General features: G+C 37.3%; 29 protein-coding genes and 1 tRNA gene. 17 read left to right on the forward strand and 13 right to left on the reverse strand.

Features of this window, described 5'->3' with window-relative positions; translation table 11 throughout:
- Positions 1-149 precede the first annotated feature (149 nt).
- Entirely contained in the window at positions 150-899 is a 750-nt protein-coding gene (locus G7Y57_RS15025) for an N-acetyltransferase (protein WP_165025947.1), read from the forward strand.
- Here G7Y57_RS15025 and G7Y57_RS15030 read toward each other — a convergent pair.
- Positions 876-1,259, reverse strand: a complete 384-nt coding sequence (locus tag G7Y57_RS15030; RefSeq protein ID WP_165025948.1) for a Crp/Fnr family transcriptional regulator — start codon at positions 1,257-1,259, stop codon at positions 876-878. The two genes, G7Y57_RS15025 and G7Y57_RS15030, sit on opposite strands and share 24 nt — an antisense overlap.
- A gap of 134 nt (positions 1,260-1,393) precedes the next feature.
- Between G7Y57_RS15030 and G7Y57_RS15035 the strand changes: the two genes are divergently transcribed.
- Both G7Y57_RS15035 and G7Y57_RS15040 read left to right on the forward strand, forming a co-directional pair.
- A complete protein-coding gene (locus G7Y57_RS15035) occupies positions 1,394-2,029 on the forward strand; it encodes a viroplasmin family protein (RefSeq protein ID WP_165025949.1) in 636 nt (211 codons plus the stop codon).
- Between the two features lie 26 nt (positions 2,030-2,055).
- On the forward strand, positions 2,056-2,874 hold the full coding sequence (locus tag G7Y57_RS15040; protein ID WP_165025950.1) for an FRG domain-containing protein: 819 nt from the start codon (positions 2,056-2,058) through the stop codon (positions 2,872-2,874).
- 7 nt (positions 2,875-2,881) lie between these two features.
- On the opposite strand, the gene G7Y57_RS15045 is transcribed toward G7Y57_RS15040, so the two are convergent.
- Complete coding sequence (locus tag G7Y57_RS15045) at positions 2,882-3,211, reverse strand: hypothetical protein (RefSeq protein WP_165025951.1); 330 nt, start codon at positions 3,209-3,211, stop codon at positions 2,882-2,884.
- 175 nt (positions 3,212-3,386) lie between these two features.
- Between G7Y57_RS15045 and pheS the strand changes: the two genes are divergently transcribed.
- Positions 3,387-4,406 carry a phenylalanine--tRNA ligase subunit alpha gene (gene pheS, locus G7Y57_RS15050; RefSeq protein ID WP_165025952.1) on the forward strand — a complete coding sequence of 340 codons (1,020 nt, stop codon included), beginning with the start codon at positions 3,387-3,389 and terminating at the stop codon, positions 4,404-4,406.
- A gap of 86 nt (positions 4,407-4,492) precedes the next feature.
- The gene (locus tag G7Y57_RS15055; protein ID WP_165025953.1) at positions 4,493-5,203 is read left to right on the forward strand and encodes a DNA alkylation repair protein; all 711 of its coding nucleotides are present in this window, start codon (positions 4,493-4,495) and stop codon (positions 5,201-5,203) included.
- A 13-nt stretch (positions 5,204-5,216) separates the two neighbouring features.
- Here the strand turns inward: G7Y57_RS15055 and G7Y57_RS15060 are convergent, their stop codons facing one another.
- Complete coding sequence (locus tag G7Y57_RS15060; RefSeq protein ID WP_165025954.1) at positions 5,217-6,308, reverse strand: FISUMP domain-containing protein; 1,092 nt, start codon at positions 6,306-6,308, stop codon at positions 5,217-5,219.
- A gap of 576 nt (positions 6,309-6,884) precedes the next feature.
- On the opposite strand from G7Y57_RS15060, the gene ilvD reads away from it, so the two are divergent.
- From ilvD to G7Y57_RS15105, 9 genes are all read left to right on the forward strand, one after another.
- The gene (gene ilvD / locus G7Y57_RS15065) at positions 6,885-8,714 is read left to right on the forward strand and encodes a dihydroxy-acid dehydratase (protein WP_165025955.1); all 1,830 of its coding nucleotides are present in this window, start codon (positions 6,885-6,887) and stop codon (positions 8,712-8,714) included.
- A gap of 147 nt (positions 8,715-8,861) precedes the next feature.
- Positions 8,862-10,562, forward strand: coding sequence for a biosynthetic-type acetolactate synthase large subunit (gene ilvB, locus G7Y57_RS15070; protein WP_165025956.1), 1,701 nt, complete (start codon positions 8,862-8,864; stop codon positions 10,560-10,562).
- Positions 10,555-10,947, forward strand: coding sequence for a VOC family protein (locus tag G7Y57_RS15075; RefSeq protein ID WP_165025957.1), 393 nt, complete (start codon positions 10,555-10,557; stop codon positions 10,945-10,947). Before ilvB ends, G7Y57_RS15075 begins: the two co-directional genes overlap by 8 nt.
- 9 nt (positions 10,948-10,956) lie before the next feature.
- The gene (ilvN, locus tag G7Y57_RS15080) at positions 10,957-11,505 is read left to right on the forward strand and encodes an acetolactate synthase small subunit (protein ID WP_165025958.1); all 549 of its coding nucleotides are present in this window, start codon (positions 10,957-10,959) and stop codon (positions 11,503-11,505) included.
- 12 nt (positions 11,506-11,517) lie between these two features.
- Entirely contained in the window at positions 11,518-12,255 is a 738-nt protein-coding gene (locus G7Y57_RS15085; protein WP_165025960.1) for an acyl-[acyl-carrier-protein] thioesterase, read from the forward strand.
- Between the two features lie 41 nt (positions 12,256-12,296).
- The gene (gene ilvC, locus G7Y57_RS15090; RefSeq protein ID WP_165025961.1) at positions 12,297-13,343 is read left to right on the forward strand and encodes a ketol-acid reductoisomerase; all 1,047 of its coding nucleotides are present in this window, start codon (positions 12,297-12,299) and stop codon (positions 13,341-13,343) included.
- A gap of 195 nt (positions 13,344-13,538) precedes the next feature.
- The gene (locus G7Y57_RS15095) at positions 13,539-14,102 is read left to right on the forward strand and encodes a hypothetical protein (RefSeq protein WP_165025962.1); all 564 of its coding nucleotides are present in this window, start codon (positions 13,539-13,541) and stop codon (positions 14,100-14,102) included.
- A gap of 173 nt (positions 14,103-14,275) precedes the next feature.
- Positions 14,276-14,887, forward strand: a complete 612-nt coding sequence (locus tag G7Y57_RS15100) for a 30S ribosomal protein S16 (RefSeq protein ID WP_165025963.1) — start codon at positions 14,276-14,278, stop codon at positions 14,885-14,887.
- A 139-nt stretch (positions 14,888-15,026) separates the two neighbouring features.
- Positions 15,027-15,102 (forward strand) — tRNA-His (locus tag G7Y57_RS15105).
- Positions 15,103-15,485: 383 nt separating this feature from the next.
- Here G7Y57_RS15105 and G7Y57_RS15110 read toward each other — a convergent pair.
- Positions 15,486-15,653: a DUF362 domain-containing protein gene (locus tag G7Y57_RS15110; RefSeq protein ID WP_165025964.1), complete on the reverse strand. Its 168-nt coding sequence runs from the start codon at positions 15,651-15,653 to the stop codon at positions 15,486-15,488.
- 338 nt (positions 15,654-15,991) lie between these two features.
- On the opposite strand from G7Y57_RS15110, the gene G7Y57_RS15115 reads away from it, so the two are divergent.
- The 3 genes from G7Y57_RS15115 to G7Y57_RS15125 are packed head-to-tail and all read left to right on the forward strand — an operon-like array spanning position 15,992 to position 17,378.
- Positions 15,992-16,645 carry a porin family protein gene (locus G7Y57_RS15115; protein ID WP_165026055.1) on the forward strand — a complete coding sequence of 218 codons (654 nt, stop codon included), beginning with the start codon at positions 15,992-15,994 and terminating at the stop codon, positions 16,643-16,645.
- A 14-nt stretch (positions 16,646-16,659) separates the two neighbouring features.
- Positions 16,660-17,085, forward strand: coding sequence for a GNAT family N-acetyltransferase (locus G7Y57_RS15120; RefSeq protein ID WP_165025965.1), 426 nt, complete (start codon positions 16,660-16,662; stop codon positions 17,083-17,085).
- The gene (locus tag G7Y57_RS15125) at positions 17,082-17,378 is read left to right on the forward strand and encodes a nitrous oxide-stimulated promoter family protein (RefSeq protein ID WP_165025966.1); all 297 of its coding nucleotides are present in this window, start codon (positions 17,082-17,084) and stop codon (positions 17,376-17,378) included. Before G7Y57_RS15120 ends, G7Y57_RS15125 begins: the two co-directional genes overlap by 4 nt.
- On the opposite strand, the gene aroC is transcribed toward G7Y57_RS15125, so the two are convergent.
- From aroC to G7Y57_RS15170, 9 genes are all read right to left on the reverse strand, one after another.
- Positions 17,371-18,447, reverse strand: a complete 1,077-nt coding sequence (aroC, locus tag G7Y57_RS15130) for a chorismate synthase (protein ID WP_165025977.1) — start codon at positions 18,445-18,447, stop codon at positions 17,371-17,373. The two genes, G7Y57_RS15125 and aroC, sit on opposite strands and share 8 nt — an antisense overlap.
- 35 nt (positions 18,448-18,482) lie before the next feature.
- Complete coding sequence (locus G7Y57_RS15135) at positions 18,483-19,046, reverse strand: L-threonylcarbamoyladenylate synthase (RefSeq protein WP_165025980.1); 564 nt, start codon at positions 19,044-19,046, stop codon at positions 18,483-18,485.
- A complete protein-coding gene (locus tag G7Y57_RS15140) occupies positions 19,039-19,578 on the reverse strand; it encodes a GNAT family N-acetyltransferase (RefSeq protein ID WP_165025982.1) in 540 nt (179 codons plus the stop codon). The genes G7Y57_RS15135 and G7Y57_RS15140 overlap by 8 nt, the downstream gene beginning before the upstream one ends.
- 3 nt (positions 19,579-19,581) lie before the next feature.
- Positions 19,582-20,037: a BT0820 family HAD-type phosphatase gene (locus G7Y57_RS15145; protein WP_165025985.1), complete on the reverse strand. Its 456-nt coding sequence runs from the start codon at positions 20,035-20,037 to the stop codon at positions 19,582-19,584.
- A 3-nt stretch (positions 20,038-20,040) separates the two neighbouring features.
- The gene (locus tag G7Y57_RS15150; RefSeq protein WP_165025987.1) at positions 20,041-20,514 is read right to left on the reverse strand and encodes a hypothetical protein; all 474 of its coding nucleotides are present in this window, start codon (positions 20,512-20,514) and stop codon (positions 20,041-20,043) included.
- Positions 20,515-20,522: 8 nt separating this feature from the next.
- Positions 20,523-21,146, reverse strand: coding sequence for a recombination mediator RecR (recR, locus tag G7Y57_RS15155; RefSeq protein WP_165025990.1), 624 nt, complete (start codon positions 21,144-21,146; stop codon positions 20,523-20,525).
- Between the two features lie 111 nt (positions 21,147-21,257).
- Entirely contained in the window at positions 21,258-21,743 is a 486-nt protein-coding gene (locus G7Y57_RS15160) for a hypothetical protein (RefSeq protein ID WP_165025992.1), read from the reverse strand.
- A gap of 187 nt (positions 21,744-21,930) precedes the next feature.
- The gene (locus G7Y57_RS15165; protein WP_165025995.1) at positions 21,931-22,767 is read right to left on the reverse strand and encodes a hypothetical protein; all 837 of its coding nucleotides are present in this window, start codon (positions 22,765-22,767) and stop codon (positions 21,931-21,933) included.
- 153 nt (positions 22,768-22,920) lie between these two features.
- Positions 22,921-24,537 (reverse strand): ABC-F family ATP-binding cassette domain-containing protein, encoded by a 1,617-nt coding sequence (locus G7Y57_RS15170; protein ID WP_165025997.1) that lies wholly within the window; start codon positions 24,535-24,537, stop codon positions 22,921-22,923.
- Positions 24,538-24,579 lie beyond the last annotated feature (42 nt).

The following is a 24,579-nucleotide window of genomic DNA, read 5'->3' on the forward strand; positions in this document are numbered from 1 at the left end:
GTTTTTTTACAATACTCTATTAATTTGTTATCTTGTTCGTCTTTATCTTTCATGTTTTTTGTTTTTAAATTAGTGAGTGGGGGTTAACCCCCTTGACATTTTTTGTGTAAAGTACTATATAGTTACCTTAATTTGAAGCAAGGGTGTACATGAATACTGATTTTGTAAATTTAACAACAGAAAATCTTGCTAATGAGCATTTATGCTGCATTATCCGCAGTAAAAAACCTCATCAAGGTGTTGACGCTAAGCGACAATGGCTTTCAGACCGACTAAATGAAGGTCATGTCTTTAGAAAGTTAAATGCAAGAGCTACGGTTTTTATTGAATATGCTCCTCTTGAAACAGCTTGGGTTCCCATAACTGGTGACAACTATTATTACGTGTATTGCCTATGGGTTTTAGGTGATCACAAAGGAAAAGGATATGCTAGATCGCTGATGGAGTATTGTTTGGCTGATGCCAAAGAAAAGGGTAAATCCGGCATTTGTATGCTTGGAGCAAAAAAACAAAAATCTTGGCTTTCTGACCAATCATTTGCGAAGAAGTTCGGCTTTGAGGTGGTCGATACGACCGATAATGGATATGAATTGCTTGCACTTTCTTTTGACGGAACAACGCCAAAGTTCGCTCTAAATACTAAAAAACAAGAAATTGAAAGTGAAGATCTAACAATTTATTATGATATGCAATGCCCCTATGTCTATCAAAACATTGAGATGATAAAACAGTATTGTGAAATGAATGACGTTCCTCTATCTTTAATTCAAGTGGATACGCTACAAAAAGCAAAGGAACTGCCTTGTGTTTTCAATAACTGGGGTGTGTTTTATAAAGGAAATTTTGAGACCGTAAATTTGCTAGATATCACCTACTTAAAGAGAATACTCAAAAAATGAAAATACGATTTCGTTTTTTTGATAAAATGTGCAGCGACCATAAAATAATTCACTTTCTTCTATTGCTTTGATATTAAGGATAGATGGGGATTTTTTCAGACGACTAGGGTTATTTGTAACCCATTCTTCATCAAAAGCAAAGTCTGTAGTCACCTCATCTGCATTATCAAGAGTTTTTGTGTAGATTAAAACACCACTATTTACAAATGCAATAAAGTCTGATACTTGATCTTCCTTTAATAAATAGTCATTTTTCTTAAGTACCTTAGTATTTATATAACTAAGAAATAATGATAACTCATCACTAGTCAATGATATTATCGAGTTTATACAATTTACTACTTTAGCTGTTTTATCCAAAAGTTCTCTAATTATTATAAAGCGTAAATTTAGCTTTTTTACTTTATAATTTGGAAGAGTATGTATCTTATCATTTTCTACTCTCCTACTTTATTCGTTAATTTGTAACTATAACTTATAACTCTCATTCCCCTGTGGCAAAGAAAAAATTTTATACGGTATGGAACGGTGTCAAACCCGGTGTATACAGCGATTGGAAAGAATGTAAGAACCAGATTGATGGCTACGATGGGGCTATCTATAAATCGTTCCCCACACTCGAAGATGCCGAAAGAGCCTATAATGACACACCATGGAGTTATGTAGGGAAAAATGCCGAAAAGAAGAAATCTTCCTCATCAGCCTCTATACAGAACAATCCGGAGATTATTAAAGACAGTTTGTCTGTAGATGCTGCGTGTAGTGGCAATCCGGGATTGATGGAATATCGTGGAGTATATGTAAAAACAGGCGAAGAGGTCTTCAAACAAGGACCATTCGAAATGGGAACTAACAATGTCGGCGAGTTTTTAGCATTGGTACATGGCTTAGCTCTATTAAAGCAAAAAAAGGCAACGATACCTCTCTATTCTGATAGTGCAAACGCTATAAAATGGGTGAAAGACAAAAAGTGCAAGACAAAATTGGAACGTCTGCCTGAAAACGTTTCTCTCTTTTATATGATTGAACGTGCCGAAAAATGGCTGAAAGAAAACTCATATACTACCCGTATTATTAAATGGGAAACGGCTAAGTGGGGTGAGATCCCCGCCGATTTTGGACGAAAATAGAATTCCATAAACATAAAAGCTATATTATGAGACGCATAACACCCGAACTTACAGCCGAGTTGTTCAACCATTTTGGCAATCCTCAACAAGTACGTGTAGGGGCAGGTGAAGCGTACAAAATAGCGACCTTCAGAGAACTTGTAGAATGTATAGCAAAACTATCGTTCAAAAATAAAGACCATCTGCTTTTCTATCGCGGACAAAATAAAGATTATAAAAATAAAGCTGGAGTATCATCTTTTTATCCAACCATCTATCGTGGAGATTATCTCCCACAAAAAGAACTAAATAAACGATTCGATACTTTAAAGACGGCAAGTAAAACACTAGTCGAATTATTCGAAACACAAAAAATAGAAGGTTATAAAGATGTAAAACGCAGAAAATCCATTCAATGGAGCATACTCCAACATTATGAAGTATGCCCTACCCCATTACTCGACTTTACCCACTCGCTCCGTGTAGCATGCTCGTTCGCCACGATTGACAACAACACTGATAAGGCTTATATATCGGCCTTTGGATTACCTTATCTTACGAATCGAATAAGCGTCAATTCGGAACATGATACTATTAATGTACGTTTACTGAGCATCTGTCCTCCAACAGCTTTACGTCCTTACTTTCAAGAAGGATATCTCATTGGGACAGATGGTATATCAAATAGTTATGACACAAAGGGGGAATTGGATTTTAACAATAGACTTGTTGCAAAATTTGAAATACCAAACAACCCATCATTTTGGGGCGATGGCTTCCATCAAATACCTAGAAACTCTCTTTATCCACAAAACGATCCGATAGAAGATATTTGCAAACAGATAAAGAATATCATAAATAGATAACAAGTATTTATTTTTTCTTATTCCTATGGATATGAAATAAGACTAATACAAAAACAGCATTTAGTATAACCATTGATATAAATATGCCTCTGCCTATTGGAATAAGAGACTCGACTTCCGATGCAATCATAAAAGATGGAATCAATCCGATTGCTCCAAGACTGAACCAAAAAATTCCCAATCTGTGATTGAACCGTTTAGCATCTACAATGTCATCGGTTTCGCGAGGACGCATCCGTAAAGGATCGAAAGGTATATCTGACAGATACGTTCTTAATGCTTGTATCCATACGACAGCAATTAGGGCGAAGAAAACCAGAAGAAGAATATAGTCCATGGATGTGTTCTTTTTGCGTAAAGTTAAGATAAAAGAAGAATGAAAAACATTCTACACTTAACAAATGTCCCTTACATCCATCGCCAATAGAAAAGAAAAATGTATTTTTGTATTCCATTAGAAAATTACAAAAACAGCCGTCAACTTATTACAGTTGACTGTTAACTGAAAAAATATGATTGACAAAATTAACAAGCTACTTGCCGAAATTGAAACGATCAAGGCAGATAAAGCAGACGAAATTGAGAACATACGTATCAAATACCTCAGCAAAAAAGGCGAAATATCGACATTGATGAACGATTTTCGCAATGTTGCAGCAGAGCAAAAGCGCGAAGTAGGTATGATGCTTAACGAACTGAAAGAAAAAGCTCAAGAGCGTATCAATAAACTGAAAGATGCACTTGAAAGCGGACAAACAGGTGACGATAGCATCGACCTTACACGTACTGCTGCTCCCGTAGCACTAGGCACTCGCCACCCTTTATCAATTGTAAAAAAAGAAATCTGTGATATATTTAAACGCCTTGGGTTTTCTATAGCCGAAGGTCCCGAAATAGAAGATGACTGGCATGTGTTCTCTTCGTTGAACTTTGCCGAAGATCATCCTGCTCGCGATATGCAAGATACATTTTTTATAGCTCGTGATCCTGAAATAGTATTACGTACACATACTTCTTCTGTACAAACACGCGTTATGGAGAAACAACAACCTCCTATCCGTATTATTTGTCCCGGACGAGTATACCGTAACGAAGCTATTTCTTACCGAGCACATTGTTTCTTCCATCAGGTAGAGGCACTATATATAGACAAAAACGTATCGTTTGCCGACCTTAAGCAAGTATTGATGTTCTTTGCCAAAGAAATGTTCGGTGCAGATACTAAAATACGACTTCGTCCGTCCTACTTCCCATTTACAGAGCCTAGTGCCGAAATGGATATTTCATGTAATATCTGTGGAGGGAAAGGATGCCCGTTCTGTAAACACACAGGTTGGGTAGAAATACTTGGTTGTGGCATGGTAGATCCTAATGTTCTTGAAAATTGTGGTATAGACAGCAAGGTATATTCGGGTTATGCCCTAGGAATGGGTATTGAGCGTATTACTAATCTAAAATATAGGGTAAAAGACTTGCGCATGTTCTCGGAGAACGACAAACGCTTCTTAGAGCAATTTGAAAGCGCACATTGATATTTGCCGAATAAAAAATATTGAAAAGGTTATCCGGATGGGTGACCTTTTCTTTTTTAGGAAAGGAATTTATTATTCAACAGCATATGAAAAACATATTAGCCGATATCCGCCAGACACTCATTGATGGTATTGACGAAAATACACAAAAGACCAGTCAGAATTACTTTAAAGAACAAATAAAGTTTTATGGAGTAAGAGTGACACTTGTTACCAAGATCAGTAAAGATGTTTATGGTCTGATTAAAGAAAAATCTAAAAAAGAGATATACATCCTTTGTGATGAATTATGGCAATCAGGATATATCGAAGAATCGTTCATTGCCTGTAATCTATCCTACTATATACATGAAAGGTATGAGTCTGGAGACATCGAAGTATTCGAAAAATGGGTAAACCAATATGTAACCAACTGGGCATCATGCGATACCTTATGTAACCATACGATAGGAACATTTATCGAGATGTTTCCCCAACATATATCTATTTTGAAGGAGTGGGCTAAATCTCATAATCGTTGGATGAGGCGGGCATCTGCCGTAACCCTTATCATCCCCTCTAGGAAGGGCCTATTTCTTAATGATATATTTGATATTGCAAACACTTTATTACTTGACGAAGATGACCTTGTTCAAAAAGGCTATGGCTGGATGCTTAAAGCTACAAGCGAAGCTCACCAGAAAGAAGTATTTGGCTATGTAATATCTAAGAAAGCAATAATGCCACGAACATCACTTAGATATGCTATAGAAAAAATGCCGCAAAGCATGCGGGCTGAAGCAATGAAAAAAGAATAGAATATTTTATTCGTTAGTTCTTCACGCAACGAACAGAAAAATAATTGAATGTATTATTAGTTCCTTGAGCCATTCCTACAACATTCAAAGCAAAATAGTTTGCAAAACCGTTAACAGCGATACTACTCCAAAAATAGCCTGTTGCACCATAACTACCTACATTTGCTGATGCATAACCTGCTAGTAATGCATTAAAACCACCTTCTGCATAAGAACGGCTAGCTCCTTGAGTAGCTGTTGCACTTAGCGGTACTTTAGTCGGAGACTTCATATTTCTCACATAATCCGCTGTACTAGCACTATTGCCATGTAAACAAGGATTATTGGTTACAGAAGCAATCAATGCCGCTTGCTCTACAACATTGGGTATATGCCAACCATTAGGACAAATACCTTGGTATTTAACACCTTCTACAGATGATGAAATATCTATTGTGCCAGTTGCTGCAAACCAGTTATAAAGAAATCCCATTTCCTTCATTTGATTGAAATAATAAGGATCCGCACCATCTATCAACCCTGTGCCATAAGGATTCGGATTAAGAGCTGGATAACACCAATAAGGTGTTGTGGTTCTCATCGCCCAAGGGCCCTTTAGTGTAGGAGGAGAAACAATCCCTGTATCATATTGTGTTGCACGCAGATTCTCAAGCATCCACCAATTATCACCGAATTTCCCAATGTGATAAGTTATTGGATTAGCTGGATCTCTTTTATCTACTAATACATCTACTTCTGCCGGAAAGCCATTACCAATGGCATCCCATTCATTTCCATCCCAAACATGAAGACCTTTGAATAAATTCTTACACAGATTTTCATTTATATTGTAAACAACAAGCCCTGTGTGATCCGCATTGAGAACTTTGCTTATTGTATCTGCCACCGATAACATCGGATATAAAGCGGTACGGCTTTGCAGTGCTACCCGAGGTAAACCCAAACCTTTTTCAGAATTAGCATTACCGGTAAATGTGCCATCCTGTTCGAGATCAAGCAAAGAACCTTTAACCGGCATTTTTCCAGAACCGATTGTAACCTGTGCTTTAACCGACATATTGCAAAAAACAATAATCGAAAGAATTAAAAATAAAAATTGCTTCATAGTGGGAATGTGTAATTTATGTAAACAATAACACTCAAAATCAAACATTTGTCATCTAACTTACTTTTTTGCCATAACAAAGATATTTTATTTTAGTTATTTCACCACCATAGATTTACATTATTTTCTGCCAATTAATTTTCAATGCAACATCCTGATATATAATACCAATCGTCGGGACCAGCATCTTCATATCTTCCATTATTTAGAAACAACAAAACTATTAGAAAAGAGTAGAGTATTACTAATCCACAAATAAGCTGTCTCTCCATAATAATGGATAGATATTAGAGATATTACACACACATTTTAGCTTAATAACTAAAAAATAACTGATAATCCTTGTTTATAAAAAAAGAATCTATAACTTTGTGTAATACTTTTAGATGATAATAATGACAAATTGTATTCTACATGTCCTCGTCCTCAATGTTCTCCTCGTCGATCAGAGCAATTGAGAAAGGTATGTACATATGATAATGTATAAATATAAGGAAATAACAACATAGACCTTTCTCATTTGCGTGAGAAAGGTTTTTTTTTAGCAACTATCAAGAGATAAAATAGAATAAAATTATGGGATTCCAACTAAGAAGTTCTACAAGTACACAAGGACGCCGCATGGCAGGGGCTAGAGCCCTATGGCGAGCCAATGGCATGAAAGAAGAACAGATGGGCAAACCACTGATCGCAATAGTAAACTCTTTCACACAATTTGTTCCGGGACACGTACATCTGCACGAGATAGGGCAAAAAGTAAAAGCTGAGATAGAGGCATTAGGTTGCTTTGCAGCCGAATTTAATACAATAGCTATTGACGATGGTATCGCTATGGGACACGATGGTATGTTATATTCCCTACCCTCTCGCGACCTGATAGCCGATAGCATAGAATATATGGTAAACGCACACAAAGCCGATGCAATGGTATGCATCAGCAATTGCGATAAAATCACTCCGGGTATGTTAATGGCCTCGATGAGATTAAACATCCCTACTATTTTCGTTTCGGGTGGACCGATGGAAGCCGGTGAGTTAGATAATAAACACCTCGACTTGATAGATGCCATGATAAAGGCAGCCGATGACAGTGTATCGGACAAAGAAGTAAACGCAATAGAACGTGCTGCATGCCCTACTTGCGGTTCATGCTCGGGTATGTTTACTGCCAACTCGATGAACTGTCTTAACGAAGCAATAGGTTTGGCACTACCGGGTAATGGAACAATCCTTGCGACACATGCCAACAGACTAAAACTTTTTCATGATGCAGCAAAACAAATAGTAGAAAGTGCATACCGCTACTATCGCGATGGAGATGAGTCGGTTCTTCCACGTAAAATCGCTACTAAACAAGCCTTCCTTAATGCTATGACACTTGATATAGCAATGGGTGGCTCTACCAATACAATACTTCACTTACTGGCAATAGCACAAGAGGCTGAAACAGATTTTACGATGGATGATATCGACAGACTGTCACGTAAAACTCCTTGCTTGTGCAAAGTTGCACCCAATACTCAAAAATATCATATACAAGATGTAAACCGTGCAGGCGGCATACTCAGTATAATGAACGAATTGGCAAAAGCTAATCTGATAGATACATCTACCAGTCGTGCTGACGGACTTACACTGGCACAGGCTATTGACAAATATGATATAACAAAAGCTAATCCATCGGAAGAGGCTATAAAATTATATAAATCTGCACCGGGCAATAAATTTAACTTGGTGATGGGTTCACAAGACAATTATTATAAAGAACTCGATACTGATAGAGCCGAAGGGTGTATTCGCGACGCAGAACATGCCTATACTAAAGATGGCGGCTTAGCTATCCTTAAAGGAAATATAGCACTTGATGGCTGTGTAGTTAAAACTGCAGGTGTAGACGAGAGCATATTCAAATTTTCAGGTATAGCCAAAGTATTTCATTCTCAAGATGCTGCATGCGAAGGAATCCTAAGAGACGAGGTAGTAGCAGGTGATGTTGTAGTTATTACATACGAAGGACCGAAAGGTGGCCCTGGTATGCAAGAGATGTTATACCCAACCTCATATATAAAATCAAAACATTTAGGTAAAGAATGTGCTTTGATTACCGATGGTCGGTTCTCAGGTGGTACATCAGGGCTATCTATCGGCCATGTTTCGCCCGAAGCAGCATCAGGAGGAGCAATCGGGCTAGTTCGTAATGGCGACATGATCGAAATAGATATACCGAATCGCTCTATAAATGTGAAGTTGACTGATGCCGAATTGCAATCGCGCCGCCAAGAGGAAGAAGCGAAGGGTCAGAATGCATTTAAGCCAAACAGAGAAAGGTATGTATCGAAAGCACTGAGAGCTTATGCAAGCATGGTTAGCTCAGCAGATTTGGGTGCTATACGTATTATAGAATAAATGAATATTACTATTCCACTGTTTTTTAACTTGGGCTAACTATGTATATAATAAAAAACAATATATACAATAGAAAGTACAAAAACAGAGTTTGAATACAGAAAGTGAAATATTTAATCAAAGTTTCATAAGAAGAAAAATATAACCATGAATAAAGAAATTACAGGAAGTGAAGCTCTTTTACAATCGTTGGTAAACGAAGGGGCAGATACCATATTCGGGTATCCGGGTGGTGCCATCATGCCCGTATTCGATTGTTTATATGATTATAAAGATAAGATAAATCATATCCTTGTTCGTCATGAACAGGGAGCAACTCATGCCGCACAAGGCTATGCACGTACTTCGGGCAAAGTAGGTATAGCATTAGTGACATCAGGTCCCGGTGCTACAAATGCCGTAACAGGCATCGCAGATGCTATGATAGACAGCACTCCACTGATCGTGATATCGGGACAGGTAGCTTCGTCACTATTGGGTAGCGATGCTTTTCAGGAGGCTGATGTAGTTGGTATTACGCAACCAATAACCAAGTGGGCATATCAGATACGCCGCCCCGAAGATATACCATGGGCAGTAGCCAGAGCATTTTATATTGCCTCCACAGGTCGTCCCGGTCCGGTTATACTCGATATAACCAAAGATGCCCAATTTGGTAAAATGCCAAGTTATGAATACAAGAAAGAAACTTTCATACGTAGCTATCAACCTAAACCGGAAGTTCGCGATTCAGAAATAGAGGCAGCTGCGCAGATTATAAATCAAGCCAAGAGACCTTTGGCATTGGTAGGGCAAGGCGTAATACTTGGCAGTGCAGAAAAAGAGCTGCTTGCTCTTCTCAACAAATCGGGTATCCCTGCCGCATCTACAGTATTAGGACTTTCAGCTATCCCAACAAATCATCCGTTGAATGTGGGAATGTTGGGTATGCACGGTAATATTGGACCTAATAAAATGACAAACGAATGCGATGTGCTTATTGCCATCGGCATGCGTTTCGACGACCGTGTAACGGGCGATCTAAAGACTTATGCCAAACAAGCTAAAGTAATACATTTCGATATAGACAAAGCTGAAATTAATAAGAACGTAGCTGTAACAGCCCGTGTATTGGGTGACGTGAAAGAAACATTACCCAGAGTTACAGAGTTGCTTCAAGACAATAGTCATACCGAATGGCTAAAAGGTTTTAAAGCATGTTACAAAAAAGAATACGATGTTGTTATCAATAACGAACTCCATCCTACTTCGGGTCAGCTCAAGATGGGCGAGGTAATCAATAAAGTATCTGAAGCCACAGGCAACGACGCAGTTATGGTAACCGACGTAGGCCAACATCAGATGATGGGTGTTCGCTACTTCAAATATAACCAGACACGCAGTGTAGTTACATCAGGCGGACTAGGTACAATGGGATTCGGGCTTCCAGCCGCTATTGGTGCTAAATACGGAACTCCCGATCGCACAGTATGCCTCTTTGTCGGTGATGGCGGTATACAGATGACAATACAGGAACTAGGCACAATCATGCAATACGATGTCGATGTAAAGATAATTATTCTCAATAATCACTTCTTAGGCATGGTACGCCAATGGCAGGAATTATTTTTCGACGAAAGATATTCCGAAACTGTAATGAAGAATCCGGACTTTGTAAAGATATCCGAAGCATATAGCATCCCTGCCAAAAAGGTAGAAACACGTGAGGAACTTGATCTGGCAATAGCTGAAATGCTTAGCCATAAAGGACCTTACTTATTGGATGTACAGGTTGAAACAAAAGGAATGGTATACCCGATGGTACCTGCCGGAACTTCTGTAACAAATATATTGCTGGGAAATGAGTAATCTATCTAGAATCCATCATATTGCTATTATTTGCTCGGATTATGAGCAATCGAAAGATTTCTATGTCAACAAATTAGGATTAAAGATTATATTAGAAACTTATCGTGCCGAACGAAATTCGTATAAACTGGATTTGGCTGTTGGCGAGTGTGGACAAATAGAACTATTTTCGTTCGATAATCCCCCACCCCGACCTAGTTTTCCCGAAGCACGAGGATTAAGACATCTGGCTTTTGCGACTAGTGATATAGAAAAAGAAATAGCTGATCTGGAAGCAAAAGGAATTAGTGTTGAGCCGATAAGAATAGATGAATTAACAAACTGTAGATTTGCTTTTTTTAGTGATCCCGATGGTTTACCATTAGAGTTGTATGAAACAAAATAAATGTCTGTTATGGAAAATAAAACATTATATACAGTAACTATATTTTCAGAAAACACCGTTGGCTTACTAAGCCAGGTAACAAGTGTGTTTACTCGTCGACAATTGAATATTGAAACACTTTCAGTATCCCCCTCTGCAATACCGGGCATACACAAGTTTACAATAACAATCTTTTGTGATGAAGAAATGATCAAAAAGGTCGTTCTCCAAATAGACAAACGTGTCGATGTACTGAAATCGTATTATAACACCGATGACGAACTGATACATCAGGAGATAGCACTTTACAAGCTTTCTACTCCCGATTTCTTAAAAATAGACTCGGCAGAAGCACTTATCCGTACATACAATGCACGCATTCTCGAAATTAACGAAGTATGCGTGGTTATCGAAAAAACCGGTCATCATGCCGAAACTCAAGCCTTGTTTAAGGATTTGAGTGAAAAGATCGGTGTGCTACAATTTATCCGTTCGGGACGTGTAGCTATAACAAAATCGAAGATTGAACGATTGAGTGACATGCTTTCAGAATTAGATAAAAAAACATTAAATCAGTAATTTATTAGATTAATGCAAGCTCCTATAGGAATATACGAATTTAGAATAGACGCATATCTTACAGATTTTAGAGGTAAAGCAACTCTACCGATGATCGGAGGCTTTATGCTACAAGCTGCAACAAAACATGCCGAAGAACGTGGGTTTGGCTATTCGTTTATGACAGCAAAGAAAAGAGCATGGGTACTGTCACGAATGGCGATAGAGATATTCGAATATCCCAAAAATGATAGTATATTTATTATCAAAACCTGGGTCGCTGGCGTAAACAGGCTATTTACAGAGCGTTATTTTTCATTTGAAAACAGCGAAGGTAAAGAAATCGGTTTTGCTAAATCACTATGGGCCTTGATAGACCTTGTGAGCCGTAAACCGACTAATGTACTGGAACTTGATGGACTCACGAGCTATATAGATAATAATAAAAGTTGCCCGATAGAAGGCATGACAAAAATCCCTGTATTAAAAGAGAATTATACTAAAGAAGGCGATTTCGTTGTTAGGTATAGTGATGTAGATATTAATAAACATTTGAACAGTATGAAATATATTGAGCATTTTGTAGATATATTTGATATTGATATGTTCAGAGAAAAAGAAATAGAACGCTTCGAGATAAATTATGTATCAGAGGGTCGCTATGGAGCGAAATTAGATATACTCAAAAGAGAAGAAAGCGATTCTAAATTTATTTTAGAGATGAAAGAAGGTGACACCGATGTGTGTTCATCAAGAGTGATTTGGAAATAATTTTCAGACTAAATAATATTTTATTAAACAATTAATCAATTATGGCAGAAATGAATTTTGGTGGCACATTAGAACAAGTTGCTACCCGTGATGAATTCCCTTTGGAAAAAGCAAGAGAAGTACTAAAAGACGAAACTATTGCAGTTATTGGCTATGGCGTACAAGGTCCCGGTCAAGCACTTAACCTACGCGATAACGGATTCAATGTAATCATTGGCCAACGCAAAGGTGGCAAAACTTGGGATAAAGCTATTGCTGACGGATGGGTTCCGGGAGAAACATTATTTGATATAGAAGAAGCTGCCGAAAAAGGTACAATCATTCAATACCTATTGTCTGATGCTGCTCAAATAGAAGTATGGCCAAGACTTAAACCGTATCTGACTGCGGGTAAAGCTCTTTACTTCTCTCATGGCTTTGGTATCACATACAAAGAACGTACAAACATTATTCCTCCTGCTGATATTGACGTAATCCTTGTTGCTCCTAAAGGATCGGGAACAAGCCTTCGTCGTATGTTCCTTGAAGGACGTGGATTGAATTCTAGCTATGCTATTTTCCAAGATGCTACAGGACGTGCTAAAGAACGTGTTATCGCTCTTGGTATCGGTGTAGGTTCAGGATATTTGTTCGAAACAGATTTCAAACGTGAAGTATATTCTGACCTTACAGGTGAGCGTGGAACATTGATGGGTGCTATACAAGGTATCCTTCTTGCTCAATACGAAGTATTACGTGAAAACGGTCATTCTCCATCAGAAGCATTTAATGAAACAGTAGAAGAATTGACTCAATCGTTAATGCCTCTTTTCGCTGAAAAAGGTATGGACTGGATGTATGCAAACTGCTCTACTACAGCTCAACGTGGCGCACTAGACTGGATGACTCCTTTCCACGATGCAACTAAACCTGTATTTGCTAAATTATACTCGGAAGTGGCTAACGGAAACGAAGCTCAACGTTCTATCGATACAAATTCAAAACCTGATTACCGCGAAAAACTAGAAGAAGAACTTAAAGCTCTTCGCGAAAGTGAAATGTGGCGTACAGGTGCAGTTGTTAGACAACTAAGACCAGAGAATAACTAATAGTTAATCTGCACTATATAAGGAAGGCTACTTGAGAAATCGAGTAGCCTTTTTTGTTAAAATTTTGCTTTTTTTATTTTATTACTATCTTTGCATTTATTCACAAATCTCAAACTACATATAATAAATGAAAAAATCCCTTGCCTTTTTATCTCTAATTTGTATTGTTATATTAGGGTTTTCATCTTGTTCAAGTTGTGTAAAAAGGTTTCTAAATCAGTTACAGAATTAGGTCTTGATGCCGTTGAAGGTGTTGCTGAAGCTGTCGATGAACATGGTGCCAAAGTTGCGGAGAAAGCAACAGATGCAGCAGGAACGTTAGCTGAAGGTGTTGGACGTAGCCTTGATCGTCAATTGAATGAACATGCTGCTACTGTAGCTTCAGCTGCAGGTAGAACATTTGTTCAAAGTGTTGATGGATTCACACAAGGATTTAATGAAGAAGTAGAAAAACACTATGATGTTATACCCCACACCGAAGCTTTTTGTTCAGGTGTTTCATTAGATTATTTTGCTAAATACAAAACAATTGCTGTAGTAGATGCATACTTTATTATTTTCGAAAAAGGAGTATATAAATGTAAGTTCGAATGTTACGATTCTAACAATAAGCTATTCTTGACAAAAGATATAGAGGCTGATAAAACAAAAGAAATTGAACGTAAATATACACTTGTCAGTTTCGCTTTGAATGCACAGGAAGCTGCCGATTTCAAGGATATTAAAGAAGTAAAAATAACGGTTACAAAGAAAAAATAACAGACTTAAAATACCAATTATATTAGCGGCTATTCTTCGATAATTAGAGAATAGTCGCTTTTTCTATCATCAAAAGGCAATTAAAGGATAATATCATATTATAATTCAAAAAGTTATTCTTATCTTCGCACCCGCTAATAACAATTATGTATTAATTAAAAATTAACAAAAAAATGGCTACAAAGATCCGTTTACAAAGACGAGGACGTAAAGGTTATCCTTTTTATCACATCGTCATTGCAGATAGCAGAGCTCCACGTGATGGAAAATTTATTGAAAAAGTTGGTTCGTACAACCCGAACACTAATCCTGCTACAATAACTTTAGATTTCGACAGGGCTTTGTATTGGCTACAAGTTGGTGCTCAACCAACTGACACAACACGCAACATTCTTTCTGACGAAGGAGTATTGTACAAAAAACATCTTTTAGGTGGTGTTACCAAAGGTGCTTTCACAGAGGCTGATGCTGACAAGAAATTCGAAGCATGGAAATCTAACAAAGACAAAGGTACACTAGCTCAAATCAACAAAAATGATGCTAAAGCTAAAGCAGAAGAAAAAGCTCGTCACGAAGCTGAAGTAGCTGCCAACAAAGCTAAAGCAGAAACTGTAGCTCAAAAGAAAGCTGAAGAGAATGCTGCACAAGCAGAGGCTGAAGCTGAAGCTGCTCCGGAAGTAGAAGTGGTTGCTGAAACAACAGAAGTAGAAGCTGCTCCGGCAGAGGCTCCAGTTGTTGCAGAAGAAGCACCGGCTGCTACAGAAGAAGAAAAAAGTGCTGAGTAATTTAAATTTACCGCATAATGAAAAATGCTCTATTAAATAGAGCATTTTTTTGTTTTAAAGTGGCATTTTTTCTTCCGTAAGGCTTGCAAATACAATAAAAATGCATATCTTTGCAGCGCAATAATAGTTATTGCAACACGGTGATTGTAGCTCAGTTGGTTAGAGCGTCGGATTGTGGTTCCGAAGGTCGCGGGTTCGAGACCCGTCTTTCACCCTAGAGGGCATCTTTGGTAATTCAAGGGTGCTCTTTTTATTTATATAAATTCAACTTTAGAGTATAAAGAAAGAGACTACCACCATTGGTTCTTCACTTGTAAAAGCTATTCTCTACCCATACATGTTACTCAATATCTCACTACAAGTTTGCTATCCGCTTTAATGATTCAATTGTACTACATGGCGATAGCAATGAGTCTAACCTGAGCGATATGGAAATAAATAATACTTTATTATTATAGTTTTTATTTAAATTCTTGCTAAAGAGAAATTTCCTTAAGGAACTCAGTCTTTAAATAATGCACAAGTAAAATTCAAAACAAAAAAAAGGAACTAACCTTTCGGATAGTTCCCTTCTTTTATTTCTATTACCAACGCGATATTAAGCCGGATGAATTGCTTCAGTTGGACAAGCATCGGCACAAGTACCACAATCTGTACAAGCATCCGGATCAATTGTATAAATATCTCCTTCTGATATAGCATTTACCGGGCACTCATCGATACAAGTACCACAAGCAATACAATCTTCATTAATTACGTAAGCCATGATTTTTAATTTTTAATATTATTACTAACTTTGATGGAACAAATATATAGAGTTTTTTCGTTCATCCAAAATGGATAGTGTTAGATATTATTAATATAGATATAACTTTCATCTATAAGACATAAATATAAAATATCAACCCACTGTTTATTAACATATTACAATTAAATTTGTTTTTTAAGTGGGAAGAACATTAAATGCTTATTTTTAATCTTTCTAAGTAATAAAATAATATAATAAGCAGACAGAAATAACGTTACAATTAAAAGCAAACAGCAGTGAAACAAAACAAAATATACGTACTACTAATAATCGTATTCAGCTTATTAGCCATAAGTATGGAAGCTCAGATACAGAAGCCTAAAAAACAACCTTTTGCTGACCAGAAGTTATATCATTTTGGCTTTTTGGTAGGTATACACACTCAGGATATGATATTGTCGCATACGGGTTATACATCGCCTACCGGAGAAGCCTGGTTTGCCGAAATTCCATCATATTCTGTTGGATTTAGTGTAGGAATTATTGCAGATAGGTATATCAGCGAGCATTTTAATTTAAGGGTAAGTCCTAGTTTACACTTTGGTGAAAAAGGTTTTGTATTCAGAGAGCAGAAAACAGGTGAAGAGTATAAAAATACATTTAAAACTAATTATTTTTCAATCCCTCTTCATCTCAAGTTTAGCGCTAATCGTATACAAGACTATCGTCCTTATCTCTTAGCAGGGGGATATGCCAACATGGATATGAGTTCGAAAAAGGATCAGGCTTTACGCTTTAAGAGGGTTGATTATGGTTTAGAATTCGGTGTAGGATGTAATTTCTATTTAGCAATGTTCAAGTTGTGTCCCGAATTAAGATTTTCATTTGGATTAACAGATATAATCAGCAAAGATAATTCTGACCTAACGGATAAAGATCTATTAAAATTCAGGGATTCTATGTCGTCGGGTAAGACACGTATGATTTCACTGATCTTCAACTTTGAATAAAATAGCATTAAATCATGAATTTACGATATCAAGATAATTGCCAAAATATACCATGGCAAAGAGTACCTATTCTGCTCAATAAAGTAGGCATGTCATTTACTGATGCAGATAAGCATCGAATATCCTTTGAATCCAGTTATTCGGTCATTTTTGTTTTCGATGAGAATGAACTTATTGGATTCGGCAGAATTCTCTCAGATGGAGTTCGTCAATCAGCTGTATACGATATTGCTGTTGACCCATCCTATCAGGGGAAGAAGATTGGACTAGAAATAGTCGAAAAACTTATTGCAACAACTCCCGATTGTAATTTTATACTATATGCATCTCCAGGCAAAGAAGGATTCTACAAGAAATTGAACTTCAAGAAAATGAAAACAGGAATGGCACTCTTCTCTAATCCGCAAAGGATGGTAGATGGTGGATTTATAGAAGAATGAATACTACAGAGAAAAAAACGGTCGGAAAAATGATCTATATTTACTGTGCTGCAATGCATGGTACGTCACATAGTTTGTGCAACGAATGTTCTGAACTGAATAAATACGCTCAGAAACGTCTTACGCACTGTAAATATGGAGAGCAAAAACCCACCTGCAAGAAATGCCCGACACATTGCTATGCTTCCGAAATGAAAACTAAAATGCAGGAGATTATGCGATTTTCGGGACCTCGAATGATTTATCGAAATCCGATATTAGCTATAAAGCACTTACTTAAGAGCTTTAAATAAGTGCTTTGTTCAATTTACTCAATAAATAATAGTCCAATATAGTCATTGCTGCCATTGCCTCAACAATCGGCACTGCACGTGGTAATACACAAGCATCGTGACGTCCACGAGCTTTCAGATTCGTATCTTCACCTTTCGTATCGACAGTATCCTGAAGCATTAAGACTGTTGCTACGGGTTTGAATGCTACCCGGAAATAAATATCCTGTCCGTTCGATATGCCGCCCTGAACACCACCTGAATGATTGGTACGAGTATTTATCTTTCCATTATCGTTATAGAAAACATCATTTATTTCAGAACCTCTATGATTCACATCGAAACCATCGCCATATTCGAAGCCTTTTACAGCATTAATTCCAAGCATAGCAAATCCTAGGGCTGCATGTAGTTTGCCGAATACAGGCTCTCCAAGACCTACTGGTGTTCCTTTTATAACACAGGTAATTACACCTCCGATAGTATCACCCTTCGATTTCACGTCTTCGATCAGGGTAATCATTTCATTTGCTTTATCCATATCGGGACAACGAACAGGTGTCGATTCTATCTGAGATAGATCGTATAATGAGTAATCATTTTCTAGTTTGATATGACCCACTTGCGATGTGTAACCTGTCACATCGATCCCTAGTTGCTTAAGTGCTAGCTTAGCTAATGCACCACCTACACAGCGAGCTATAGTTTCGCGTGCAGAAGAACGTCCTCCTCCCCTATGGTCACGAACACCATATTTCTGGGCATAGGTATAATCGGCATGCGAAGGTCGGTATATATCTTTCAGATTGTCATAGTCCGACGAATGCTGATTATTATTCCGAATAACAAAACCAATCGGTGTGCCCGTAGTCATACCTTCGTATATCCCTGACAAAAACTCAACCTCATCAGATTCTTTACGTGGAGTTGTTATCTTAGACTGTCCGGGACGACGGCGATTCAGTTCTTCCTGAACAAATGCCATATCTACTTCTATCCCCGACGGGCAACCGTCAATAACTCCACCAATAGCAATACCATGCGATTCACCGTATGATGTCAATCTAAATATATTTCCAAATGTATTCATTCCTATAATTCTAACCGTTTGTAAAAAAGATTATTCTATTCACGAATAATCTTTATCTCGCCACCTTTTCCTAATTTAATAATCCCCGATGGCTTGGGTCTACTGGTTTCTTCCTGACGAAAATTAACAATGTAATCAACGCCATTTTTGATCTCATCGCTTATCTCATCGAAACGTGATGGTGCAGGCTCTCCACTTATATTGGCAGAAGTGGAAACAATCGCCTTGCGGAAACGTTTACACAATTCCTGAGAGAATTTCTCCTGAGTAACACGAATAGCGATACTTCCATCATCAGCTATAAGATTGGGTGCAAGATTTCGTGCATCATCATATATTATAGTAAGCGGCTTATCGGCAACTTCTATCAAATCCCATGCAATAGGCGGTACACCGTCCACATAAAAATCGAGCTTAACCGAATTATCAACAAGCACAATTAAAGCCTTGCTATCTGTGCGTTTCTTTAATTCATATACTCTTCTTACAGCATCTTCGTTAGTAGCATCACAACCAATGCCCCAAATAGTGTCGGTAGGATATAGAACCAATCCTCCGGCAACCAATACGTCAAATGCTTTTTTTATCTCTTCATTCATTTATTTGACCATTAATCAGTTGTGTTACCAAAACATCTTCATAATTATCATCCATCAATTGTATCCAATCTTTCAGAATACCAACAGGACTATAACCTATATTTTCGAAAAGTTTTAAACTTGGTTTATTATTCACCCCTATATATGCATATAACTGATGCAGCTTCAAAAAATTAAAAGCATATTCACGCATCAACTCTAAAGCTTGCGATGCATACTTTCTATTTCGGTATGCTTCATCTATAAGAATACCTATACCGGCATTTTTGTTACGCATATTTATATCGTACAGATCGACTGTACCGATCGTTGTATTTTCCCCGACAATATCTATCATCAGCCGCAATTGTTTACTCTGATAGATATCCATTTCGAGAGAATCGTTAATATACTGACGCAATGCTAACTTCGAATATGGCGAAACGGTGCTGCCGTATATCCACAATTCGGAATTATTCTCCCATTGATAAAGTAATTCTAAATCTTCCGGCTCTAATGCACGCAGTCTTATCTGCGAATTTTCAAGAAGCATAAATTAATAACCGTCTTTTTCGAACATTTCTCCTAAGCGGATAAAGAAGTTCTTCTTTCTGCGGCGCATTCTCTGATTTTCGCCCGATGCCATCATTATTTTCTCATACGATGTCTCTCCTTTTTCCATTGCTTTGATAGCATGGTAAATAACTCCCCAATCGGGTAAGCCACCTAAATTACGATCGTCAATAAACAAATCTGCGTCCAATTTTCTCGATGCTTGAGCAGGATCTTCCTCCGGATGATTCTTATTAGCTGCATAAAACCTCAGACCTTTGCTCTGACAGTAATCGACTGCTTCTTGAAGTAAACTTCCACTACGTACCGACCACATAAGAAGTGTATGTCCTTCTTTTTGAAGCTGAAGTAATGTTTCTATTGCAAAAGGTATTGCACGTCCAATCTTTGGGTATTCATGCTCAACGACAGTTCCGTCAAAATCTACTGCTATAATCATAGTTTATTCGTTATTTTTATTTTCTTCTGTTTCTATTAATGGTTCTTGTTCTGATTCTTTAATCAATAAAGAGTTCTTATTCGGATAGCAGAACATAAGTGCAAATATAGTAATAACAGTCATATAGATGCAGTTTTGCGATTCGAATAAATAAAGACCAATCATATTTAATACAATTACCGCGTCTAATATAGCCATACGGATCGAGTATATTAACATATACTTACCTAGATATTGTTCCAAAGATAATAGTCGAATCTTCTCATGTTGCGAATGAAAAAATTTCAAAGCCAGCGGTATTCCAATCATTGTGAAGACAATAGCATAACGCTCGAAAGTAACATTCGTTCCTGCACTCTCTCCAATATTAGGACCTTTAGAGTATAGTAATGCCAAAAAGATGAAGACGACAGACAGGATATTTATCCAAAAGAATGTCATGAGACGTAATTGTATTTTTTTCTGTGAATTTTCCATAGTTCAGGTTACATTCTGTATGATTCGTTAAAAAGAGTTCTGTTTAAGATGGAACGCCCTAATGTGATTTCATCTGCATATTCAATTTCATCCCCAATTGAAATTCCACGGGCTATCATAGAAACTTTAACATCGTAAGGAGCAAGTTTTTTATATATGTAAAAATTAGTCGTATCTCCTTCCATTGTGGTACTCAAAGCCAATATAATTTCTTTTATGCTACCATCTGCCACGCGCTCTATCAAACTATTTATTTCGAGATCGGCGGGACCTATTCCGTCTATCGGTGAGATAATCCCCCCTAGTACATGATATAAGCCTTTGAATTGCATCGTGTTTTCAACAGCCATTACTTCCTTAATATTTTCTACAACACATATAGTCGACGAGTCTCTTGATTTATCGAGACATATAGGGCAAACATCATTATCGCAGATATTATGACACGATTTACAATATTTTACAGTGTGCTTGAGCTCAGTCAGAGCCTGAGCAAATCCATCTACAGTAGTATTATCTTGCCGAAGCAAATGTAAGATAAGACGTAAGGCTGTCTTGCGACCAATCCCAGGGAGTTTGGCAAATTCATTTACAGCATTTTCAAGTAATACAGATGGGTATTTTGGATTCATAAACAGCTATTTCTATAGGTACAAAGATAGTAATAATTTAGTTTTTCTCTATACATAAAAAAAGAGACTGTACATCACACAGTCTCTTTCCTCAATACATATTAGTATATTTTAGCGAAGATCATAATTCTGATCTTTAGCAAAAGCAGCTTGAATACCACCCATTGCATCCACTTTAGTCGAGTAGTCATTCATTTGGGCGTTATACTCTTCTATAAGTTTATTAAAATCTTCCTCTGTTGAATTTTCTGTAAGAGTTGAAAATTTACCACCTACTTCGATTAACTTTCTAACAGCATCGAATGTAGTAAGTGCTGATTCTTTGAATGCTTCGCCACCTTTAGCGGTTCCCATTTCTTTAATTATCGCAATTTCTCTATCAACTCTAGCCAATGCACTATCGTTTTCTACCTTAAGAGCAGAATACGAATCCGACTCAATAGCATTAGTTAGTTTTGAATCGTATTCTATTTGTTGCTGTGCAATTTTTGCATTAGCATTAACAATTGCATCGTTAAATTCAATTGCACTTGGTCCATTACTACAAGATGTGAAGGCAGCTACTGCTACAACTAGAGAGAATAATACTTTTTTCATGTTTTGAAAATTTGATGTTTTAAATAAATAAAATAAGTTTTGTAAAAGTTTTTTAGAATGAACTGCAAAGGTAAATAAAAAATATCAAATAATTATCACTTTGCTTCTACATGGGGTATATCACTATTTCCTGTATATTACACAATCCAAATTTTGAATTTAACTTTAGCTATTAACATATTGATGATCAACAATCAAACTCATATGTTGATTCACCGGCGCAATGTACAATTTCACCCTTCTGTGCTTTTGATGACAAGAATAGCACCACATGCCTCGATTCATAGTCTCGTGACACACTGAATATAAAATCAGGCTTACCATCTTGATCCATGTCTCCCAACCATAGTAATTGGGCAAAAGTATAATTAAACGAGGGAATGGCAATAATAAACTGCTCGCCTTCCACTCCCTTCTCAGATAAATAGAGTCGATAGTTTATAACCTCGTCCCATCTTGCCGGATCTTCATCATCGCCCATAGAAGCTATACCACTCTTAGTGGTAATACCATCGCCACGTAGCATGTAGCTGTGATTATTAAAGTCGAACAGATATTTTTCACCTACCCAAATATAACTTTTTCGTTCGGGTACCTGAATACTTGCGATATGTTTGTTAGCAGGGCGTAAACCCTTTATTAAAAACAAACTTTTTCTTTTTGAACCTACATAAGTAGTTGAATCGTCAAGACAGTCATCATAAAACTTTCCTGTTTCTATCTCCGCACGTTCCATGTAGTATTTTCCGGAAATACTATCCTGATAAAAATCATACCATTCTTCTGCAAACATATGAGCATAATCGGATGGTTCTGTACCACGATATCCGGCAGGTTCCAGAAAATCGATCCCTATGTTTACAAAAATTGGCAATAGAAGGGTATCCGGCTTAACCTCAATTTCATCATTTACTATGGCAGAGGCTGTATCCGACAATAAGGAGTATAATCTGTTTTCCTGTATTGTTTCTTTTTGTTTGCAAGATAATAGGCAAATTACAGATAAAAGGAGTATTAATTTCATGTAGTCCATATGCTTGTGTATCTTATATTATTCTTTTTATGGCTGATATCTGCAAAGATATAATTTCTTAAATAAAAAAAAGAGACCATGCAGTACATGGCCTCTTTCTATATATTACTTACTCATTATGTCATCGAACAAATATCAGTAGCATCAAGAAGACAAAACACGTTTCTTTGCCAAGAATTCTTTTATTCCACCAATATGCTCTCTTACCTTTTTATCTGAAAATTCGAACACTTTAGTTACAAGACCATCCAAGAAATCCCTGTCATGCGATACAAGTATAACTGTACCGGCATAGTCTAACAAGGCATTTTTCAACACCTCTTTTGTTTTCAAATCCAGATGATTAGTCGGCTCATCGAGAATAAGCAGATTAACAGGTTCCAGTAATAGTTTAATCATTGCCAGACGAGTCTTCTCTCCTCCCGACAATACCTTTACTTTTTTCTCCGAATCATCTCTGTTAAACATAAATGCTCCTAATATACTACGTATTTGTGTACGTATATCTCCTTCTGCGACACGATCTATCGTTTCGAAAACAGTAAGATCTTCATCTAACAATTCAGCTTGATTCTGCGCAAAATAGCCTACCTGAACATTATGTCCAAGCATCATGGTTCCATCGTAAGGGGTCTCTCCCATTACACATTTTACGAATGTCGATTTACCTTCGCCATTTTTTCCGGCTAATGCTATTTTTTCTCCACGCTCGATCATCAGATTAGCGTTTTCAAAAACCAAATAGTCATCATATTTCTTAGTAACACTATCTACAGTCAGCGGATAATCACCCGAACGGGTTGCAGGTTGAAAACGAATACGAATCTGTGATTTGTCTTCTTCATCAATTTCCACACGTTCCATTTTTTCTAACTGGCGAACACGACTTTGTACAAGAACAGCTTTCGCTGCCTGTGCTCTGAATCGCTCCACAAACTCCTCTATTTCGGCAATTTGCTTTTGCTGCGACTCCCAAGCATGAATTTGCTGCAAACGGCGCTCCTGACGAAGTTCTACATATTTAGTATAATTTACTTTATAATCATAAATACGCCCCATAGTCAGTTCGATAGTACGGGTAGTGACAGCATCTATAAAAGCACGGTCATGCGATATTAACACGACGGCTTTAGCTTGTGTCATAATAAAGTCTTCTAACCAACCTATAGACTCGATATCAAGGTGATTAGTCGGCTCATCGAGTAACATCACATCAGGATTACGTAATAAGAGTTTAGCCAATTCGATACGCATACGCCACCCTCCGCTAAATTCGCTGGTAGAACGATCAAGGTCTTCTCTCTTGAAACCTAATCCAAGCAATGCTTTCTCAACCTCTCCTTCGAAGTTGATACCTTCGACCATCCCTAGGCGCTCGTGAGCATGTGTGAAATCGTCTATCAACTTGGCATAATCGTCAGATTCGTAATCGGTACGAGTTTCCAATTGTTTGTTCATATCCTCAATCTGCATCTGCAAATCGGAAATATGTGAAAAAGCCAATGAAGCTTCTTCTCTTACAGTTCGCTCGTCCGTTACCTTCATTACCTGAGGAAGATACCCGACTGTTACTCCATCAGGTCCGGTTACTGTTCCTTTATAATGCGTGTTGACACCAGCCAGAATTTTAAGCATGGTACTCTTACCTGCTCCATTTTTTCCAACCAATGCAATTTTATCTTTATCGTTAATTATAAAACTGATATTATCGAATAGAGTTCTGTCCCCTAATTCTACTTTTAAGCTATCTATTATTAGCATTCTATGTCGTATTTTATTTTGAAGGTGCAAAGGTAATTAAAA

Origin of the sequence: Dysgonomonas sp. ZJ279 (genome assembly GCF_011039205.1) — a bacterium.
Taxonomy (GTDB): Bacteria; Bacteroidota; Bacteroidia; order Bacteroidales; family Dysgonomonadaceae; genus Dysgonomonas.

Coding starts and splice junctions, on each gene's coding strand:
- G7Y57_RS15150 (WP_165025987.1), bottom strand. CDS start 20,514: ATGGAAAATTCACAGAAAAAAATACAATTACGTCTCATGACATTCTTT.
- G7Y57_RS15165 (WP_165025995.1), bottom strand. CDS start 22,767: ATGAAATTAATACTCCTTTTATCTGTAATTTGCCTATTATCTTGCAAA.
- G7Y57_RS15060 (WP_165025954.1), bottom strand. CDS start 6,308: ATGAAGCAATTTTTATTTTTAATTCTTTCGATTATTGTTTTTTGCAAT.
- G7Y57_RS15085 (WP_165025960.1), top strand. CDS start 11,518: ATGCAAGCTCCTATAGGAATATACGAATTTAGAATAGACGCATATCTT.
- G7Y57_RS15045 (WP_165025951.1), bottom strand. CDS start 3,211: ATGGACTATATTCTTCTTCTGGTTTTCTTCGCCCTAATTGCTGTCGTA.
- G7Y57_RS15160 (WP_165025992.1), bottom strand. CDS start 21,743: ATGAAAAAAGTATTATTCTCTCTAGTTGTAGCAGTAGCTGCCTTCACA.
- G7Y57_RS15135 (WP_165025980.1), bottom strand. CDS start 19,046: ATGAATGAAGAGATAAAAAAAGCATTTGACGTATTGGTTGCCGGAGGA.
- G7Y57_RS15145 (WP_165025985.1), bottom strand. CDS start 20,037: ATGATTATAGCAGTAGATTTTGACGGAACTGTCGTTGAGCATGAATAC.
- G7Y57_RS15040 (WP_165025950.1), top strand. CDS start 2,056: ATGAGACGCATAACACCCGAACTTACAGCCGAGTTGTTCAACCATTTT.
- G7Y57_RS15140 (WP_165025982.1), bottom strand. CDS start 19,578: ATGCTTCTTGAAAATTCGCAGATAAGACTGCGTGCATTAGAGCCGGAA.
- G7Y57_RS15110 (WP_165025964.1), bottom strand. CDS start 15,653: ATGGCTTACGTAATTAATGAAGATTGTATTGCTTGTGGTACTTGTATC.
- ilvC (WP_165025961.1), top strand. CDS start 12,297: ATGGCAGAAATGAATTTTGGTGGCACATTAGAACAAGTTGCTACCCGT.
- G7Y57_RS15100 (WP_165025963.1), top strand. CDS start 14,276: ATGGCTACAAAGATCCGTTTACAAAGACGAGGACGTAAAGGTTATCCT.
- G7Y57_RS15025 (WP_165025947.1), top strand. CDS start 150: ATGAATACTGATTTTGTAAATTTAACAACAGAAAATCTTGCTAATGAG.
- G7Y57_RS15125 (WP_165025966.1), top strand. CDS start 17,082: ATGAATACTACAGAGAAAAAAACGGTCGGAAAAATGATCTATATTTAC.
- ilvN (WP_165025958.1), top strand. CDS start 10,957: ATGGAAAATAAAACATTATATACAGTAACTATATTTTCAGAAAACACC.
- ilvD (WP_165025955.1), top strand. CDS start 6,885: ATGGGATTCCAACTAAGAAGTTCTACAAGTACACAAGGACGCCGCATG.
- pheS (WP_165025952.1), top strand. CDS start 3,387: ATGATTGACAAAATTAACAAGCTACTTGCCGAAATTGAAACGATCAAG.
- aroC (WP_165025977.1), bottom strand. CDS start 18,447: ATGAATACATTTGGAAATATATTTAGATTGACATCATACGGTGAATCG.
- G7Y57_RS15120 (WP_165025965.1), top strand. CDS start 16,660: ATGAATTTACGATATCAAGATAATTGCCAAAATATACCATGGCAAAGA.
- G7Y57_RS15055 (WP_165025953.1), top strand. CDS start 4,493: ATGAAAAACATATTAGCCGATATCCGCCAGACACTCATTGATGGTATT.
- G7Y57_RS15170 (WP_165025997.1), bottom strand. CDS start 24,537: ATGCTAATAATAGATAGCTTAAAAGTAGAATTAGGGGACAGAACTCTA.
- ilvB (WP_165025956.1), top strand. CDS start 8,862: ATGAATAAAGAAATTACAGGAAGTGAAGCTCTTTTACAATCGTTGGTA.
- G7Y57_RS15115 (WP_165026055.1), top strand. CDS start 15,992: ATGGAAGCTCAGATACAGAAGCCTAAAAAACAACCTTTTGCTGACCAG.
- G7Y57_RS15075 (WP_165025957.1), top strand. CDS start 10,555: ATGAGTAATCTATCTAGAATCCATCATATTGCTATTATTTGCTCGGAT.
- recR (WP_165025990.1), bottom strand. CDS start 21,146: ATGAATCCAAAATACCCATCTGTATTACTTGAAAATGCTGTAAATGAA.